The sequence below is a fragment of the Labrys sp. WJW genome, assembly GCF_001676615.1.
Taxonomy (GTDB): domain Bacteria; phylum Pseudomonadota; class Alphaproteobacteria; order Rhizobiales; family Labraceae; genus Labrys; species Labrys sedimenti.
This window is the reverse complement of the sequence record NZ_LYXZ01000006.1, coordinates 83,206-97,674: the sequence shown is the minus strand read 5'-3', so window position 1 is coordinate 97,674 and position 14,469 is coordinate 83,206. Positions and strand designations below refer to the sequence as shown.

Sequence of the window (14,469 nt, the reverse complement as noted above, 5' to 3'; positions counted from 1 at the left end):
TCCGGCCATGACACTCGATATTGACCGCCAGGAAGCGCTGCGATCCCTCCCTGTTTCACGTGAAACAGTTGGAGACTTAGACCTGTATGTCGAGCTCCTGCAGCGCTGGCAAAAGATCAAAAACCTGGTGGCCCCGTCGACCCTCTCCCAGGCCTGGACTCGCCATATTGCCGACAGCGCTCAATTGCTTCCCCTGCTTGGGGATGCCAGGACGATTGTCGATTTCGGCAGTGGCGCCGGCTTTCCCGGCATGGTCCTGGCGATTGCTAACAAGAGTGTGCCGGGATTTCAGGTGCATCTGGTCGAGTCGAATGGTCGCAAGGCTTCTTTCTTGCGCGAGGTGGCGCGTATAACCGGCGCGCCAGCGACAGTGCATGCGGTTCGGATCGAGGATTTTGTCTCGAACTGGCAAAGTCCGGTGGATCTGATCACAGCCCGCGCCTTGGCGTCGCTGCCCGAATTGCTCGACTACAGTGCGGAGCTGTTGAAAACGGGAGCCCGTGCGTTGTTTCTCAAGGGTCAAGATGTAGGGCAGGAATTGACCCGAGCAACTAAATATTGGAATATCCGAGCGGAATTGATACCGAGCCTTACTGACTCGACTGGGCAGATTGTTTCGATCAAAGCCGCGACAAAGCGCCTGGCGGGTGACAAATAGATGCCGTTTCCACGCTTCGTGCTGCAGGAAAGATAGGTGCCATGACGTTGCCGCGTATTCTCACTATTGCCAATCAAAAGGGTGGGGTCGGCAAGACCACGACGGCCATCAATCTCGGTACCGCGCTTGCCGCGATCGGCGAGGATGTGCTGATCATCGATCTCGATCCCCAGGGCAACGCTTCAACCGGTCTCGGAATCGGCATGAAGCAGCGCGTGCGGACCACCTATGACGTGATGGTGGGGGATTGCGATCTGCGCGCGGCAATCGTCGAGACGGTCGTGCCGCGGCTGCATATTGCGCCGTCCAATATGGATCTGCTCGGTGTCGAACTTGAAATTGCGAGTGAACGGGACCGCGCATTCCGCCTGCGCAAGGCCATCCATGCCCTGACTTCATCGAGCGATTTCCCCTGCTCCTATGTCCTGGTGGATTGCCCGCCCTCGCTCAATCTTCTCACCGTGAATGCCATGGCAGCTGCCGATGCCGTGCTGGTGCCCCTGCAATGCGAGTTCTTCGCTCTGGAAGGCTTGTCGCAACTCCTGCGCACGGTGGAGCAGGTGCGTAATTCGCTCAATCCACATCTCAGCATTCATGGTGTGGTGCTGACCATGTATGACGCCCGCAACAATCTTTCCGGGCAGGTCATGGCAGATGTTCGCGATTTCCTGGGCGAGAAAGTCTATCAGACGGTGATCCCGCGCAATGTTCGCGTGTCGGAAGCCCCGTCCTATGGCAAGCCGTCCCTGCTGTATGATCTCAAATGCCCGGGTAGCCAGGCCTATGTTCGTCTCGCCTCCGAAGTGATTCAGCGCGAGAAATTGTTACGTGCTGCGTAAGGATCGACCATGACTTCTGATGACAAGATGCGCCCGAGGCTGGGACGCGGCCTGGCAGCCCTGATCGGGGATGCGGGCGATGAAGGCGCGGCGATCGAACGGGCCCGGGGGCAGCGTCGGGTGCCAACGGGTTTCTTGCGGCCTAACCCGAAGAATCCCCGTCAGAATTTCAGCGAGGAAGAACTCGAGGATCTCGCGAATTCCGTTCGCGAGAAGGGCATCATCCAGCCGATCCTGGTCCGCGCCGTCGCGGGCAGCATGGATGCTTACGAGATCATCGCTGGCGAGCGGCGCTGGCGTGCCGCGCAGCGGGCCGAGCTTCATGATGTACCCGTAACGATCGTCGAAGCCTCCGACAAGGAAGCGCTCGAACTTGCTATCATCGAGAATGTCCAGCGAGCCGACCTCAACGCGATCGAAGAAGCGATCGGCTATGACCGCCTGATCGAGGAATTCTCCTATTCTCAGAACGATCTTGCCAAGGTCATCGGCAAGAGCCGTAGCCACGTGGCGAACACGCTGCGCCTGCTCAAGCTTCCCGATGCGATCAAGGTCAATGTGGTGAGCGGCAAGCTGACGGCTGGGCATGCGCGCGCCCTCCTGTCGGTCTCCGATCCCGAAAGCGTGGCCCGGCTGATCATCGATGAGAATATGTCGGTGCGCGACGCTGAGAGCATCGTACAGGATCAGTCGCAAAGTGCCGGCAAGATCTTGCGGGCGCGCAGCCGCGTCGAGAAAGATCCCGATACGATTGCCCTGGAGCGGACCATCTCCGACGTACTCGGTCTCAAGGTCGTGCTTGATCACCGTGGCGATGGCGGCGAGCTGAAGATTCGCTACAAATCGCTCGAGCAGCTCGACGATCTCTGCCGCCGTTTGCGCGGCTAGGCTTTGTGCCGACAGCGACCTCCTCCTTTCGGAACAGTGCCGCCGTAGCGAGAAAGTAGGGCATCTGTTCTGATCCCTGAATCGGATCGGGGCACCGTCTTCCGATCTTTCCCCGATGGCAGCCAGGCCGATCGCGAGGCCCGGCAGAGTTGGGGGGCAAGGATCATTCGGCTCCCGCTGGTAGCGTTGCCCGACAGCCGGCATCTTCGACCAGGACCACCCCACGCAAGGCGTGGCGACCCCCTCACCCGAGTATCTTCTCCATGCAGATCACCCTCACCACCTGGAATATCAATTCGGTCCGCTTGCGTATGGGATTGGTGGAGCGGCTCGTGAGGGAGAAGAACCCGGACATTCTGTGTCTGCAGGAAACCAAGGTCGAGGACGGCAAGTTTCCTCTCAACGATGTACGCAAGCTGGGCTTCGAGCACATCGCCTTCAATGGGCAGAAGGGCTATCACGGCGTAGCGATCTTCTCGCGCCTGCCTTTCGAGACCGTCGACAAGCGCGAATTCTGCCAGAAGGGCGACGCCCGCCATATCTCGATTCGGCTCGGGGCCGAAGCCGGCCTGAAGCAGCCGCTCACCGTTCACAATTTTTACGTGCCGGCGGGCGGGGATATTCCCGATCGCGAGCTCAATCCGAAGTTTGGTCATAAGCTCGATTTTCTCGCGGAGATGCATGCCTGGTTTGCCGGCGATTTTCCGCAAGCCAATGGCCGGGCCTTGCTGGTGGGAGACCTCAACATCGCGCCCTTCGAGCATGATGTCTGGAGCCATAAGCAACTGCTCGATGTCGTCTCGCATACGCCGGTGGAAACCGAGGCGATGAAGGCGATGATTGCCGTCGGAGGCTGGATCGACCTGATGCGCGAATTCACGCCCGAGCCGGCCAAACTCTATACGTGGTGGAGCTATCGCGCTGCCGACTGGATCGCCTCCAACCGCGGCCGGCGGCTCGATCATATCTGGGCGAGCCCGAGCCTGACCGGCACGGCCCGGTCGATCGAGATTCTCAGTGAAGCCCGTGGCTGGGAAAAGCCCTCCGATCACGTGCCCGTCACCGGTGTCTTCGAGATCGACTGACAGCACTTGGGCGAAGCGCCCTGGCGAGCAAAAGCGGGCGAGGATGCCCGCACTTCCGGGGGAAAACCCGTTTCAATGGCTCGCCATCCCGGAACGCAATGCCTGCGGGTGGGTCTGGGAACCGCTTGCCAAGTCGCTGGCTTGGCCTTTATCGACGTTTCTTGCCGGGATATGGTTGACGGAAAGCTAAGCCGGCAACTTAATGGCGGCTGGCGGCTGTTAATCGTGGCGGAGGATGTAGCCGAACCCTGAACGAATCACCGACGAATCGGAAAGATCCGGGGCTTTCTCGATGTTTCCACGGTAGTTTGGTGTCGATCGGGGTGGGAGGAGGCGATAGGTTCGGAATGTGTCAGCTGGCCATCCTCATCCTAGCCCTGCACGGAACGCGCCGATGAGACCCTATCGGTAAAACAGGTGGCCGGCTTCTCATCGTGTTGAACAAGCCGATCAATAGTTGGCTAAAGACAACCCTGTTCCACCCCTGGCAAGGGATGGAAGTCAATTGAGACGAAATCGGGCTGCACGGGCTTAACCTCCGGCGTCCCGTTTCGGGACAGCCGCATCGGGTTCACTCAGCGTCGCCGCCAAAGCGGGATGCGGTCAGGGTCAGACGCCCGATCTGGGTACCGATAATGATCTTGAACGGAGCGAGCACATGGGTCTCGCCGATCGGCGCCAGCCATAGCTCGATGTCGCGATTATCGACCATGAACTTGGTCTGAGAGCGCGAAGGCCGGTGTCCGGCAATCGGCACATAGCGTGCCGAGCAGACGATGGCGGGACCGGCATATCCCTTGCCGCTCACCTGCTCCGTACGGGCGTAGGACAGCCTGATGTCGAAACGCTGCGCCCCGTCGAACACCGGAAGCGAGCGTCGGCAGGCCGAGGCGTCAAGGGTCGCGCTGCCGGTGACGGGTACCAGCACGGCCGAAAGCGGGTCGATCACGCCATGCTTGTTGGCATCCGTGAGCGGCACTCGATCCTTGCGCGGCGGCAGGTCCGGCTGCAGCTGCAGGGCGGTGACATTGCCGCCTGCGAGAGCCATCTGCACGGATTGCGGCTTCTTGCCTGCCACCGAGGTGAGGGTATAGGCCGTTGGCCGGACTTGGCTGGAGCCGAGTTTGCCCGATGAGGACGCCGAGCCACGCCCATCGCTGATCAGCCGGATCAGACCGCCCACCTTGGCGGAGGCGTCGATCTTGTAGGGGCCGCCATCGCTCAGATTGATGGCGAGGTTTGCCGTGCCGATGGGAAAGCCGGCAAGGGTGACACCGTAGTTTATCGCTGTCTTGGCGCTGGCAGCCGCTGCCAGGGAAGGCGCCAGGCCGGTAGCGATGAAAAGGCTGGCGCCGAGCGCCGATCGAAAGAAATGCGAAATCGTCACGCCGGTCTCCGGGGGCCGCTTACGGCATCGGATCCGAATTCGGGTTCGGGCCCGACGCCATAGGTTATTGTCGTCGCGTCATTCTCGCCGAAAAAGGCGTCCGCTTTTCGGCAGGAGGCTCTGGTCGGCAAGTTCGTCATGCGCATAGAGTCTCTCAGGCGCATTCTAACAAGGTAAACGTTACGTAAAGCTTGCCGATGCCGGTACTGTTGGAGCTATCTTGGCGTCCCCAGGCTGAATGGCCGATGAATCAGACGTGGCGCAATTGTGTCACGGGGAGCGCGGTCATCCGGGCCGCCTCTTTCCCGCAGTCCTGCCGGTTCCAGAATACGCACATCGCACCATGCAACCATGCCGCTGAGACATGCGCGCCTCGGTGAAGCGCCGGCTGGCGCCGCCTACAGAGCCGTCGCCGTCAGTTCCCGGCCTTGCCGGCCGTCGATCCGCACACGCAGGAAGCTGCCCGGGGCCGCCGGCTTGTCGGGCCGCACGGCCGCGAATTGCGCGGTGCGGCCGATGCCGCCGCGCTCCATCAGGATCTCGCGGGTCTCGCCGGTTTCGCTGGCAAGAAAGCGTGCCATCGCCCGGTCGCCGGCCTCCCGCAGCCGGGCGGCGCGCCGCTTAACCTCCGCGCCGTCGACGGGCGGCATGCGCGCCGCAGGCGTGCCGGGCCGCGGCGAGAAGGGAAAGGCATGCAGATAGGTGATGCTGCACTGCTCGATGAGATCGAGCGAGCGGCTGAACATCGTCTCGTCCTCGGTGGGGAAACCGGCGATCAAATCGGCCCCGAACACGATGTCGGGCCGGAGGCGCCGGGCCTCGGCGCAGAAGCGGATCGCATCCTGGCGCAGATGGCGGCGCTTCATGCGCTTGAGAATGAGGTCGTCGCCGGCCTGCAGCGACAGGTGCAGATGCGGCATCAGCCTGTCATCCTCGGCCAGGGCCCGCATCAGATCGGCGTCGGCCTCGATCGAATCGATGGAAGACAGGCGCAGGCGCGGCAGTTCCGGCACCTCGCGCAGAATGCGGCGTACCAGGGTGCCCAAGGGCAGGGGATCGACCAGGTCGGGGCCATAGCTGGTGAGGTCGACCCCGGTCAGCACGATCTCCTTGTAGCCGGCCTCGACCAGCCGGCGGATCTGCGCGATCACCGTCTGCGGGGGCAGGGAACGCGAATTGCCGCGGCCGAAGGGAATGATGCAGAAGGTGCAGCGGTGGTCGCAGCCGTTCTGGATCTGCACGAAGCCGCGTGCCCGGCCCTCGAAACGCTCGACCTCGGGCAAGGCGATGTCTTCGGCCGTCATGATGTCGGAGGTCACGAGCTTGCCCGAAGTCTTGCTCAGCGAGGCCCAGGTGCGGGCTTTCAGCTTCTCTGCATTGCCGACCACGAAATCGACTTCCGGCATGGCGGTGAAGCGGTCTGCATCCGTCTGTGCCGCACAGCCGGTGACGGCGATCCGCCGCTCCGGATTGTCGCGCTTGAGCCGGCGGATGGCCTGTCTGGCCTGGCGCGCCGCCTCGGCCGTCACCGCGCAGGAATTGACCACGGTCAGATCGTCACGCGAGCCGATGACGGTCTTCATCGCCTCGGATTCGTGAATGTTGAGGCGGCAGCCGAAGGTGACGATCTCGGTCATGCCGCGTCGGCGAACCAGGAGGCCGCAAAGCGAGCCTCATGCTCGAGTTCCGCTGCGCCGGTCATCAGCACGTGACCATCGGTCTCGCGCCATTCGATCCGGAGGTCTCCGCCCGGCAGGCTGATGCGCGTCTCGCGCCCGGTGAGGCCAAGCCGCGCCGCGGCCACGCCGGTGGCGCAGGCGGCCGAGCCGCAGGCGCGGGTGAGGCCAGCGCCGCGCTCCCACACGCGCAGCACGATATGGCTGCTATCGCGAACCTGGGCGATTGAGACATTCACCCGCTCGGGAAACAGGGGATCGTGCTCGATGGCCGGGCCGATGGCCGCGAGGTCGATCTCGGCGGGATCCCGGTCGATCCAGAACACCGCATGGGGATTGCCCATGCTCACCACGCTCGGCGATTGCAGGACGGCAGCCCCGGCCGGGCCATAGGCATAGTCGATCGCCCTGGTATCGCCGGCGTCCCGGGACAGGGGGATCGCCTGCCAGTCCAGGGCGGGCGGGCCCATATCGACGGTGAAATCCGCACCGGCGCGCCGGGCCTCGACCAGGCTGGTCGGCGTCTGCAGCACCAGGCGGTCCTTGCCGAGCACCGGCATCAGATACCAGGATACGCAGCGCGTGCCGTTGCCGCAGGCGCCGGACTGGGAACCGTCACCGTTGAAGATGCGCATGAAGGCATCTGTTCCCGCCTGCTGCGGCGGATAGAGCACCATCAGCTGGTCGAACGGCTCATGTGCCGCGATGGCCTGGGCTTCCGCCGGCGTGACGACATGCGACCCGTCGGTGAGATCGAGCACGACGATCTCGTTGCCGATGCCGTTCATCTTCAGATAGGGGCGGTTGGCGAGGCCAGACATGGTGCTTCCGAGTGATTGAAGGCCCTTGATATAGGGCAAAAGCCCCTGCGAACCAATGGGGTGCCACTCAGCCCGTGGCATCCCGAACTCGAGACGCAGGATCGGCCGCTCCGGTGCCGGGGAGGGGACAGGCATAGGCGCTAACTTTGCAGGGATAGTGCGGGATTGGAGTGCCGATCTCCAGATCGACATTCTTGAAAACTCGGAAAGAAGATGTCGACCAGAGGTCGACACTCCGCGTTCCGGCCGCCGCCTCATGCCAGGGTGCGAAAGATCGACCGATGCACATCGTTCCCGGGACTTGGTATTATTCTGCACTATGGTCACGGCTCCCAATTCGGAGCGATTCGCCATGCCTTCGGCCGCCAATATCCAGAGCCTGCTGCCAGCCTTGCCATCGGCAAAAGAATGGCTCGTGGTCGGCCATGGTGAATCGGGCGACAGCGTCTATCGCCGCAGCGATGGCCTGGCCTTTGCCAAACTATCACGGGGCAGGGGCGCCATGGCCCTGGAGGGAGAATGCCGGCGGGTCGAATGGCTGAGCCGCTTCAAGCTCGGTTCACCCGAGGTGCTCGATTGGCGTGCGGGGGAGGAGGGCGCCTGCCTGGTCACCAGTGCCATAGCCGGCGTACCGGCGAGCGACCTCGACGGCAATCAGCTATTGCAGGCCTGGCCGTCGATCGCGGCGCGGATCGGCGCGCTGCACGCGCTGGCGATCGAGGAGTGCCTGTTCGAACGCGGCCTGTCGACCATGCTCGCACGCGCGACCGACGTGGTGTCACGCGGCGCCGTCAATCCGGATTTCCTGCCGCCGGAGCAGCGGGAGGCGAATCCGGCCGGCCTCCTTCTTGCGCTCGAGGCACAGCGCGAACAGCGCCTGGCGGAAGAAGCCGGGGATCGCGTCGTCTGCCATGGCGATGCCTGCATGCCCAATTTCATGGTCGATCCCGCCACGCTGCGCTGCACCGGCATGATCGATCTCGGCCGCCTCGGCACGGCGGACCGCTATGCCGATCTTGCGCTGATGCTGGCCAATGCCGGCGAGAGCTGGTCTGGACCGGAGCAGGCTGAAGCGGCCTTCACCAGCCTGTTCGAGGTGCTCGGGCTGCAGCGGCCGGACAGGGGTCGGCTCGCCTTCTATCTAGGCCTCGACCCGCTGACCTGGGGCTGAGACCCGCCTGGGGCCGAAGCCGGCAGGCATTCACGATAGACCGCAAAGGTCTCCTCGACCACGCGGTCCAGGGTCATGCGCTCGGCATTCGCGCGGGCGCGGCTCTTGCCATCCTCCAGGGCTCCGGGGGTGGTGAGCAGGGAAACCAGGGCCTCGGCCAGGCGAGCAGGATCATCGGGGGGCACCAGCAGGCCGGCCTTGCCGCCATCCAGCATTTCCGGCACGCCGCCGACATCGGAAGCGACGATGGCGCAGCCCGCCTCGCTGGCCTCGGAGAGCACCAGCCCGGCCGGTTCGGCCAGGGATGGCAGCACGAAGACATCCGCTCCCCTGAAGAAAGGCCGCGGGTCGTCCCAGCCACCGTGAAAGGTGATCGCCGCCGCGCATGGCATGGCCGCGGCCATGGCCTCGTATTCGGCGCGGTGCGGGCCGTCGCCGACGAAATGCAGCGAGGCCCCGGAAACTTCCCTGGCGACCCGCTCGAAGGCCCGCAGCAGGACGGGCGCCCCCTTGCGCGGATGCAGGCCGCCGACATAGAGAAGCGAGGGCGTGCCCAGAGCCGCAGGCGGGCCGGCCGGCGCCGAGAGGCGCGGCGAACCGATATTGCCGTTCAGCACGGTGCGGATGCGGGAAGCCGGGATGCCGCGCTTGGCCATCGAACGGGCGACGGCGTCGCTCACGGCAATCACCCGCCGGCCCACGCCCATGGCGACGGCGCTGCGCGCAAATTCGTTGTGAACTGTGGTGACCAGCGGCACGCCCGCCGCCTTGCAGGCCGGCCAGCACAGCACCGCGCTCGTCATCATATGGGCATGCACGATATCGAAACGGCGCGAACGCAGCAGCCGGGTGAGCGCGGCGACCGCGCGCAGCGCCACCAGGGGCTTCTGGCGCTGGTCGATCCGGATGATCTCAACGCCATGGGCCGCCAGCAAGGCGTCGAAGTCACCATCGCCGCTGGCGATGGCCACCTCATGACCGAGCTGCGCCTGCATGCAGGCGAGATCGATGGTGAGGTGCACATGACCGTTGAGGCGGCGTGTATGATTCAAGACATGCAGGATGCGCAAGGCCAGCTCTCGTCGGAAAGGAAAAACGCCAAACAGTTTCTTGTCGATGCGGCTTGCGAAGGCTCGTCGCCATGGTGTGGTTGCATCGCCGGGGCTGACCGCTGTGGCAAGGTCCTTCCGCCAAGCTTCGACATTCGAAACCGGCGGCATCATGGCCAAGACGATCTGAGCATAATCCACAAAAGCCCGGCGCAGGCCACTTGGCTAAAGGGATGGGGCTCCTTCTCATTGATATCCGCCGAATGGATATCTGTCGGCTGCGTGTGCCATTGTCTAGAAAAGCCCGCTGGACACCGATCCTGCCAGGCCGGTATCGCTGCGGCTGCTGCCATGCTTCGGAGGCGTTCGAACTGGAATCGTCGTGCGCCATGATGTGATACTGTCCCGACGGCGGAACCCGTGCCGGCATTTTTGCGCGAACGGGGCCATTCGGGAATATCTTTCCTGAGCCGGAAAACAGGCGTTCCACGGTTCGAACTGCTTTCGAACGCTGCGAGGCCGGGCCGAAGCAAGGATTGGAGCGGGCGTTTCTGCTGGAACGTACCCTGCCATGGGCAGACAGAAAGGGCCTGGCGTGAGTTTGGAACCCATCGGCGTCTTCTTTATTCTGCTTGGAATCCTGGCTTTGAGACGCGGGCCGATCTTCGGCGTCTCCGTGCTCATCCCATGCATGATCTTTGGTTCTTCCGCCGCGTTGATCCTGGCGGGCACCACCATCCAGCCGGCCCATCTGCTGCTGGGCTTCACGGCGGCATCCGTGCTGACGCGCCCGGGCACCTGGTCGGTCGTCACGGCACGCCTCACCTTTCCGCGCGAGGGATTCTGGTTCGTTGCGACGGCGGCTGTCGGCATCGTCGGGGCCTTCATCCTGCCGCGCTTCTTCGCCGGGGCCTCCTATGTCGCCGCCATCGGTGCCACCTCCGACGGTGGCTCTGCGCCCATTCTGGTGCCGCTTTCTCCCACCACCGGCAATCTGACGCAGAGCGTATATTTCATCGGCGACATCGTCTGCTTTCTGATCTGCTACATCGTTGCGCGGACCAGGGAAGGCCTGGAGGCTGTCACCAATGCGGTGGTGGCCTATTGCGCCCTCAATATTTTCTTCGCGGCCGTCGATCTCGCCACCTTCTGGACGGGAACCGCCTTCCTGCTCGATTTCATGCGCAACACCACCTACACGATGCACGACGATACCGTGGTCAACGGGCTCAAGCGCATCAACGGCTCCTTCACCGAGGCGGCGGCCTTCGCCTCGTCGTCGATGTGGGCCGGCAGTTTTGCTCTCCGGCTCTGGCTCGGCAATATCCGCCCTCAGCTCACATTCTGGCTGGCGCTGATCAACTTGCTCCTGGTGATCTTCTGCACTTCCACCAGCGGCTATGTTGCCTTGCCGGTGGTGCTGGCGATCCTCTACGCGGAGTCCTTGCTGCGGCTCGTGCGGGGAGGGCCCCTGCCGCGCAGCGTCTATGCCTATCTCGCTTTTGCGCCCCTGCTGCTTGCCGTGATCGTCGCAGCCGTGCTGCTCACTCCCGCCTTGGCAGAAACGATCTACGGCATGATACAGGACTTCGTCCTGAACAAGGGAACGAGCCAGTCGGCGGCGGAGCGCGGCATGTGGAACCAGACGGCGCTCGAGACTTTCTTCGCGACCTATGGGCTGGGAGCCGGCATTGGCACGGTGCGCGCCTCGAGCTTCCCGCTGGCGGTTCTGGCCAATCTCGGTGCCATCGGCGCACTCACCTACGGGATCTTCATCCTGATGGTGCTGTTCAAACCCGCTATCCGCCCTCTCGATTGGGCCACGATCCAGCTGCGCGCCGCCCTGCGGATCGGCTGTCTCGTGGGTCTGATCATGGCGACGATCTCGGGTACCCTGATCGATCTCGGCCTGCCCTTCTACATGCTGGCCGGCATTGCCTGCGCTACCTGCGACCTCGATTCGGGGGCCAGAAAGCAGACGGCGGAGGCCATCAGGCCGGCCAGAGCCGAGGTCATGGGTTAGAAGCTATGGGTTAGAAATCATGGGTTGATGGCAACCGCGTCCGGATCCTTGGAATAGATGCGGACATAATCGATCAGCATGTCGTAATGGCCGTTTTCGGGAACGGTAATCGGCCAGCCGCCGCCCATGGCCAGGTTGAACATCCAGAAGAAGCGGTCGACGCTATCGGCCCGCAACAGCGAAACCGTGTGGACGAGCTTGCCGTCGAGAAAAGCGGAAACCTCGTTGTCGCCCACCAGATAGCCATAGGTATGGAAATCGGCGGTCAGGTCGGGGAGCTTTTGCGACATGGCGGGGGAAGAGGTCTTGTTCCCCCAATTGTGGACGATGGTGTGGAAGATGGTCATGTCGACGCCATAGGCTTCCAGCCCGTCGATCTCGATGGAACCGAGCGGATCGCCCTCAGGGGTCTGCGATTTCAGGTTGAGGGCCCAATTGGCCGGCCACACGCCCTTTCCGGCCGGGAATTTCTGGCGGACCTCGACATAGCCGCGCCGAAAGGCTGCGCTCGGCGGCTTGCCGTTGGGAAAGGCCGTGCTGATCATGCCGGAATACCATTTGCGCTTCCAGCCGGTGGGATCGGCAAAGTCGGCCTTGTGGTTGGCCCGGATCCGCAGCTTGCCGTCCGCGACCTGGTAGACCTGGCCGAAGAGCTCGGCGTCCGCCTGGCTGGCGGTGACGAAATAGCTGTCGGAACCCCACTGCTCGCCCTTGGGATTGGTGCCGATGTGCCATTTGTCGCGATCGAGCTCGGTGCCGTCGAACTCGTCCCTGAAGATGAGCTTGTAGCCGCTGAGATCCGGTGCGGCCTGCCCCCATGCCGGAGCGGCGAACAGGCCCAGGGCGGGAACGGCCAGGAACAGGCGCCGGGTGATGGGACTCATGGGTACGAATTCCTTTCAGGCTCGCGGGTGCTCCATCGACGGAGCGTTGCAACGGGCTGCTGATGTGTGATGATTGGGAGCCGCCAGGTCTTTGCCGAGCTGCCTGAGGATAGCCCAGAGGGTGCGACGCGGACCACCTCCCAAAAGGGGGAGTGGTTCCCTTTTGGCGATCCTTCGAATGGATAGCTGTCAGGCTGCGAGGCCTTTGCATAAAATAGCCATCGCTGGTAGCAGCCGTCATCATCGGCGGTCATCCGCGGCCGGATAAGCCACGACTTGTTTTGATAGCCGGTCTGGGGCACGAACCCCGGGTCGAGATTTTTGTTCGCTGATGAAAGGCTCCGGTCGTCGCGCCGTGATATCCACGTTCCATACACTTCAACCTCGATGATGATCCTGATCGTATCTCCCCAATGGCAGCGCGGAGCTTCCGGCGCCGGCTTCGAAACTGCTTGGTCCCTAAGGGGGCAGGCAGAGGGGAGCCTGTGCCGCCATGAGGGCTGAAATCGGCGCACTTTCGAAACAGACGGCCAAGGCCGGTGCCTGGACGGCCGGAGCGCGGCTTGCCGGCAAGTCGGTGGATTTCGTCGCCCTGATCGTGCTGGCCCGTTTCCTCGGGCCCAGCGATTTCGGCCTGGTCGCGATGGCGATGACCTTGATCTTCATCGTCGAGGCCGTGATGGAACTGCCGCTCGGCGCAGCCATGCTGCGCGTTCCCGAGCCGACCGCGGAGGTCTACAACACCGCTTTCACGCTGGGCGCCCTGCGCGGGCTGATTATCGCCGGCTTCTTCATTCTCTGCGCCTGGCCCATCTCGATCTTCTATGGCGAGCCCCGGCTGGTGCCGCTGGTGATGAGCCTGGCGCTGGCGCCTGCCATGCGCGGCTGCGTCAGTCCCATGCTGGTGGAATTCAACCGGCGCATGGATTTCCGCCGCCAGGCAGGGCTCGACATCACCAGCAAGACCATTGCCGTGACCACCGCGATCATCGTGGCGATCCTGACGCGGAGCTACTGGTCGATCGCGCTCGGAACCATTCTGGTCGCCTTCGTCGCCCTGGTCGGCTCCTATTGGCTCGCGCCGATGCGCCCGCGCCTGACGCTGAAGGCCTGGCCGGTCTTTGCCGACATCCTGACCTGGAACCTGATGTCGCAGATCCTGTCGGCCATCAACTGGCAGGCGGACCGCTTCATTCTACCCCGTTTCATTCCGCCCGCCGCCTTCGGGCGTTATGTCATGGCCAACGATCTTTCCTCGCTGCCGTTCCAGGTCCTGGCCGCCCCGCTCGGGACGCCGTTGAACGTGGCCTTCGTCAATGCGCATCAGAATGGCGGCCTTCGGAACAGCTATCTCAAGGCCAGTGTCGGCATTTTCCTGCTGATGGCCCCGATCCTTTGCTTCGGCGCCATCATGGCCGAGCACCTGATTCATGTCTTTCTCGGCCCGCAATGGGCCGAGGCCGCCCCCATCCTTACCGGCATCGCCCTGGCCTGCATCGGCTCCATTCCGGCGCTGCCGATGGCGCCGCTGGCCGTCAGTCTCAACAAGTCGCGGCAGATCACCTTCAGGAACCTGATCGAGTTTGCCGTGCGCGTGCCGCTCACCATCGCCGGTATCCTGTGCTTCGGCGTTATGGGAGCGATTGCAGCCAAGGGGCTTGCCACGCTTGCGGTGCTGGTCTCGACCATGATGGCGGTGAAATCGATGATCGGGTTGGGCTATCGTGCCCAGCTTGCCGCCTTTGTCGGGCCCTGTGCAGCCCTGGTGATCAGTGCGCTTTTCCTGGTCTATGTCTCGACCCTGTTTCAAGACAGTACCGACATCGTCATGAATCTGGTCCGGATTGGCGCTGCCGGCGCGGTCTATCTCGTGACCTATGTCGGCAGTGTCTATCTGATGTCGCGCTGGTTCGGCGATGCGCTCGGGCTGACCGGCCTGGTCGACCAGCTCATGTCGCGGGCACGGCTTCGGTTCAGGACCTGACGAC

Annotated in this window: 12 protein-coding genes; 7 read left to right on the top strand and 5 right to left on the bottom strand. The window is 63.3% G+C overall.

Annotation, left to right across the window (positions count from 1 at the left end; translation table 11 throughout):
- Positions 1-7 precede the first annotated feature (7 nt).
- The 4 genes from rsmG to xth all read left to right on the top strand — a co-directional run bounded on the left by rsmG (position 8) and on the right by xth (position 3,470).
- Positions 8-658, top strand: coding sequence for a 16S rRNA (guanine(527)-N(7))-methyltransferase RsmG (gene rsmG, locus BA190_RS04875; protein WP_068283892.1), 651 nt, complete (start codon positions 8-10; stop codon positions 656-658).
- 41 nt (positions 659-699) lie between these two features.
- Complete coding sequence (locus BA190_RS04870; protein WP_068283425.1) at positions 700-1,497, top strand: ParA family protein; 798 nt, start codon at positions 700-702, stop codon at positions 1,495-1,497.
- 9 nt (positions 1,498-1,506) lie between these two features.
- Positions 1,507-2,385 (top strand): ParB/RepB/Spo0J family partition protein, encoded by an 879-nt coding sequence (locus BA190_RS04865; protein WP_068283421.1) that lies wholly within the window; start codon positions 1,507-1,509, stop codon positions 2,383-2,385.
- A 263-nt stretch (positions 2,386-2,648) separates the two neighbouring features.
- Positions 2,649-3,470 carry an exodeoxyribonuclease III gene (xth, locus tag BA190_RS04860; protein ID WP_068283418.1) on the top strand — a complete coding sequence of 274 codons (822 nt, stop codon included), beginning with the start codon at positions 2,649-2,651 and terminating at the stop codon, positions 3,468-3,470.
- Positions 3,471-4,041: 571 nt separating this feature from the next.
- Here the strand turns inward: xth and BA190_RS04855 are convergent.
- The 3 genes from BA190_RS04855 to dapF all read right to left on the bottom strand — a co-directional run bounded on the left by BA190_RS04855 (position 4,042) and on the right by dapF (position 7,354).
- Positions 4,042-4,857: a DUF3108 domain-containing protein gene (locus BA190_RS04855; RefSeq protein WP_068283415.1), complete on the bottom strand. Its 816-nt coding sequence runs from the start codon at positions 4,855-4,857 to the stop codon at positions 4,042-4,044.
- Between the two features lie 398 nt (positions 4,858-5,255).
- Entirely contained in the window at positions 5,256-6,494 is a 1,239-nt protein-coding gene (gene mtaB / locus BA190_RS04850; protein ID WP_068283413.1) for a tRNA (N(6)-L-threonylcarbamoyladenosine(37)-C(2))-methylthiotransferase MtaB, read from the bottom strand.
- Entirely contained in the window at positions 6,491-7,354 is an 864-nt protein-coding gene (dapF, locus tag BA190_RS04845; RefSeq protein ID WP_068283411.1) for a diaminopimelate epimerase, read from the bottom strand. The genes mtaB and dapF overlap by 4 nt, the downstream gene beginning before the upstream one ends.
- 352 nt (positions 7,355-7,706) lie before the next feature.
- On the opposite strand from dapF, the gene BA190_RS04840 reads away from it, so the two are divergent.
- Positions 7,707-8,525 (top strand): APH(3'') family aminoglycoside O-phosphotransferase, encoded by an 819-nt coding sequence (locus BA190_RS04840; protein ID WP_068283409.1) that lies wholly within the window; start codon positions 7,707-7,709, stop codon positions 8,523-8,525.
- Here BA190_RS04840 and BA190_RS04835 read toward each other — a convergent pair.
- On the bottom strand, positions 8,492-9,595 hold the full coding sequence (locus BA190_RS04835) for a glycosyltransferase family 4 protein (RefSeq protein ID WP_068283890.1): 1,104 nt from the start codon (positions 9,593-9,595) through the stop codon (positions 8,492-8,494). The genes BA190_RS04840 and BA190_RS04835 overlap by 34 nt on opposite strands.
- Before the next feature lie 574 nt (positions 9,596-10,169).
- Here BA190_RS04835 and BA190_RS04830 point away from each other — a divergent pair.
- Positions 10,170-11,597: a hypothetical protein gene (locus BA190_RS04830; RefSeq protein ID WP_156771360.1), complete on the top strand. Its 1,428-nt coding sequence runs from the start codon at positions 10,170-10,172 to the stop codon at positions 11,595-11,597.
- A 17-nt stretch (positions 11,598-11,614) separates the two neighbouring features.
- Here BA190_RS04830 and BA190_RS04825 read toward each other — a convergent pair whose 3' ends face one another.
- The gene (locus BA190_RS04825) at positions 11,615-12,481 is read right to left on the bottom strand and encodes a family 16 glycosylhydrolase (protein ID WP_068283401.1); all 867 of its coding nucleotides are present in this window, start codon (positions 12,479-12,481) and stop codon (positions 11,615-11,617) included.
- A gap of 493 nt (positions 12,482-12,974) precedes the next feature.
- On the opposite strand from BA190_RS04825, the gene BA190_RS04820 reads away from it, so the two are divergent.
- Positions 12,975-14,465, top strand: a complete 1,491-nt coding sequence (locus BA190_RS04820) for an oligosaccharide flippase family protein (protein WP_068283397.1) — start codon at positions 12,975-12,977, stop codon at positions 14,463-14,465.
- Positions 14,466-14,469 lie beyond the last annotated feature (4 nt).

Excerpts from the sequence above, each read along its gene's own strand:
- rsmG (WP_068283892.1), top strand. The coding sequence starts at position 8 with ATGACACTCGATATTGACCGCCAGGAAGCGCTGCGATCCCTCCCTGTT.
- BA190_RS04870 (WP_068283425.1), top strand. The coding sequence starts at position 700 with ATGACGTTGCCGCGTATTCTCACTATTGCCAATCAAAAGGGTGGGGTC.
- BA190_RS04865 (WP_068283421.1), top strand. The coding sequence starts at position 1,507 with ATGACTTCTGATGACAAGATGCGCCCGAGGCTGGGACGCGGCCTGGCA.
- xth (WP_068283418.1), top strand. The coding sequence starts at position 2,649 with ATGCAGATCACCCTCACCACCTGGAATATCAATTCGGTCCGCTTGCGT.
- mtaB (WP_068283413.1), bottom strand. The coding sequence starts at position 6,494 with ATGACCGAGATCGTCACCTTCGGCTGCCGCCTCAACATTCACGAATCC.
- dapF (WP_068283411.1), bottom strand. The coding sequence starts at position 7,354 with ATGTCTGGCCTCGCCAACCGCCCCTATCTGAAGATGAACGGCATCGGC.
- BA190_RS04840 (WP_068283409.1), top strand. The coding sequence starts at position 7,707 with ATGCCTTCGGCCGCCAATATCCAGAGCCTGCTGCCAGCCTTGCCATCG.
- BA190_RS04825 (WP_068283401.1), bottom strand. The coding sequence starts at position 12,481 with ATGAGTCCCATCACCCGGCGCCTGTTCCTGGCCGTTCCCGCCCTGGGC.
- BA190_RS04820 (WP_068283397.1), top strand. The coding sequence starts at position 12,975 with ATGAGGGCTGAAATCGGCGCACTTTCGAAACAGACGGCCAAGGCCGGT.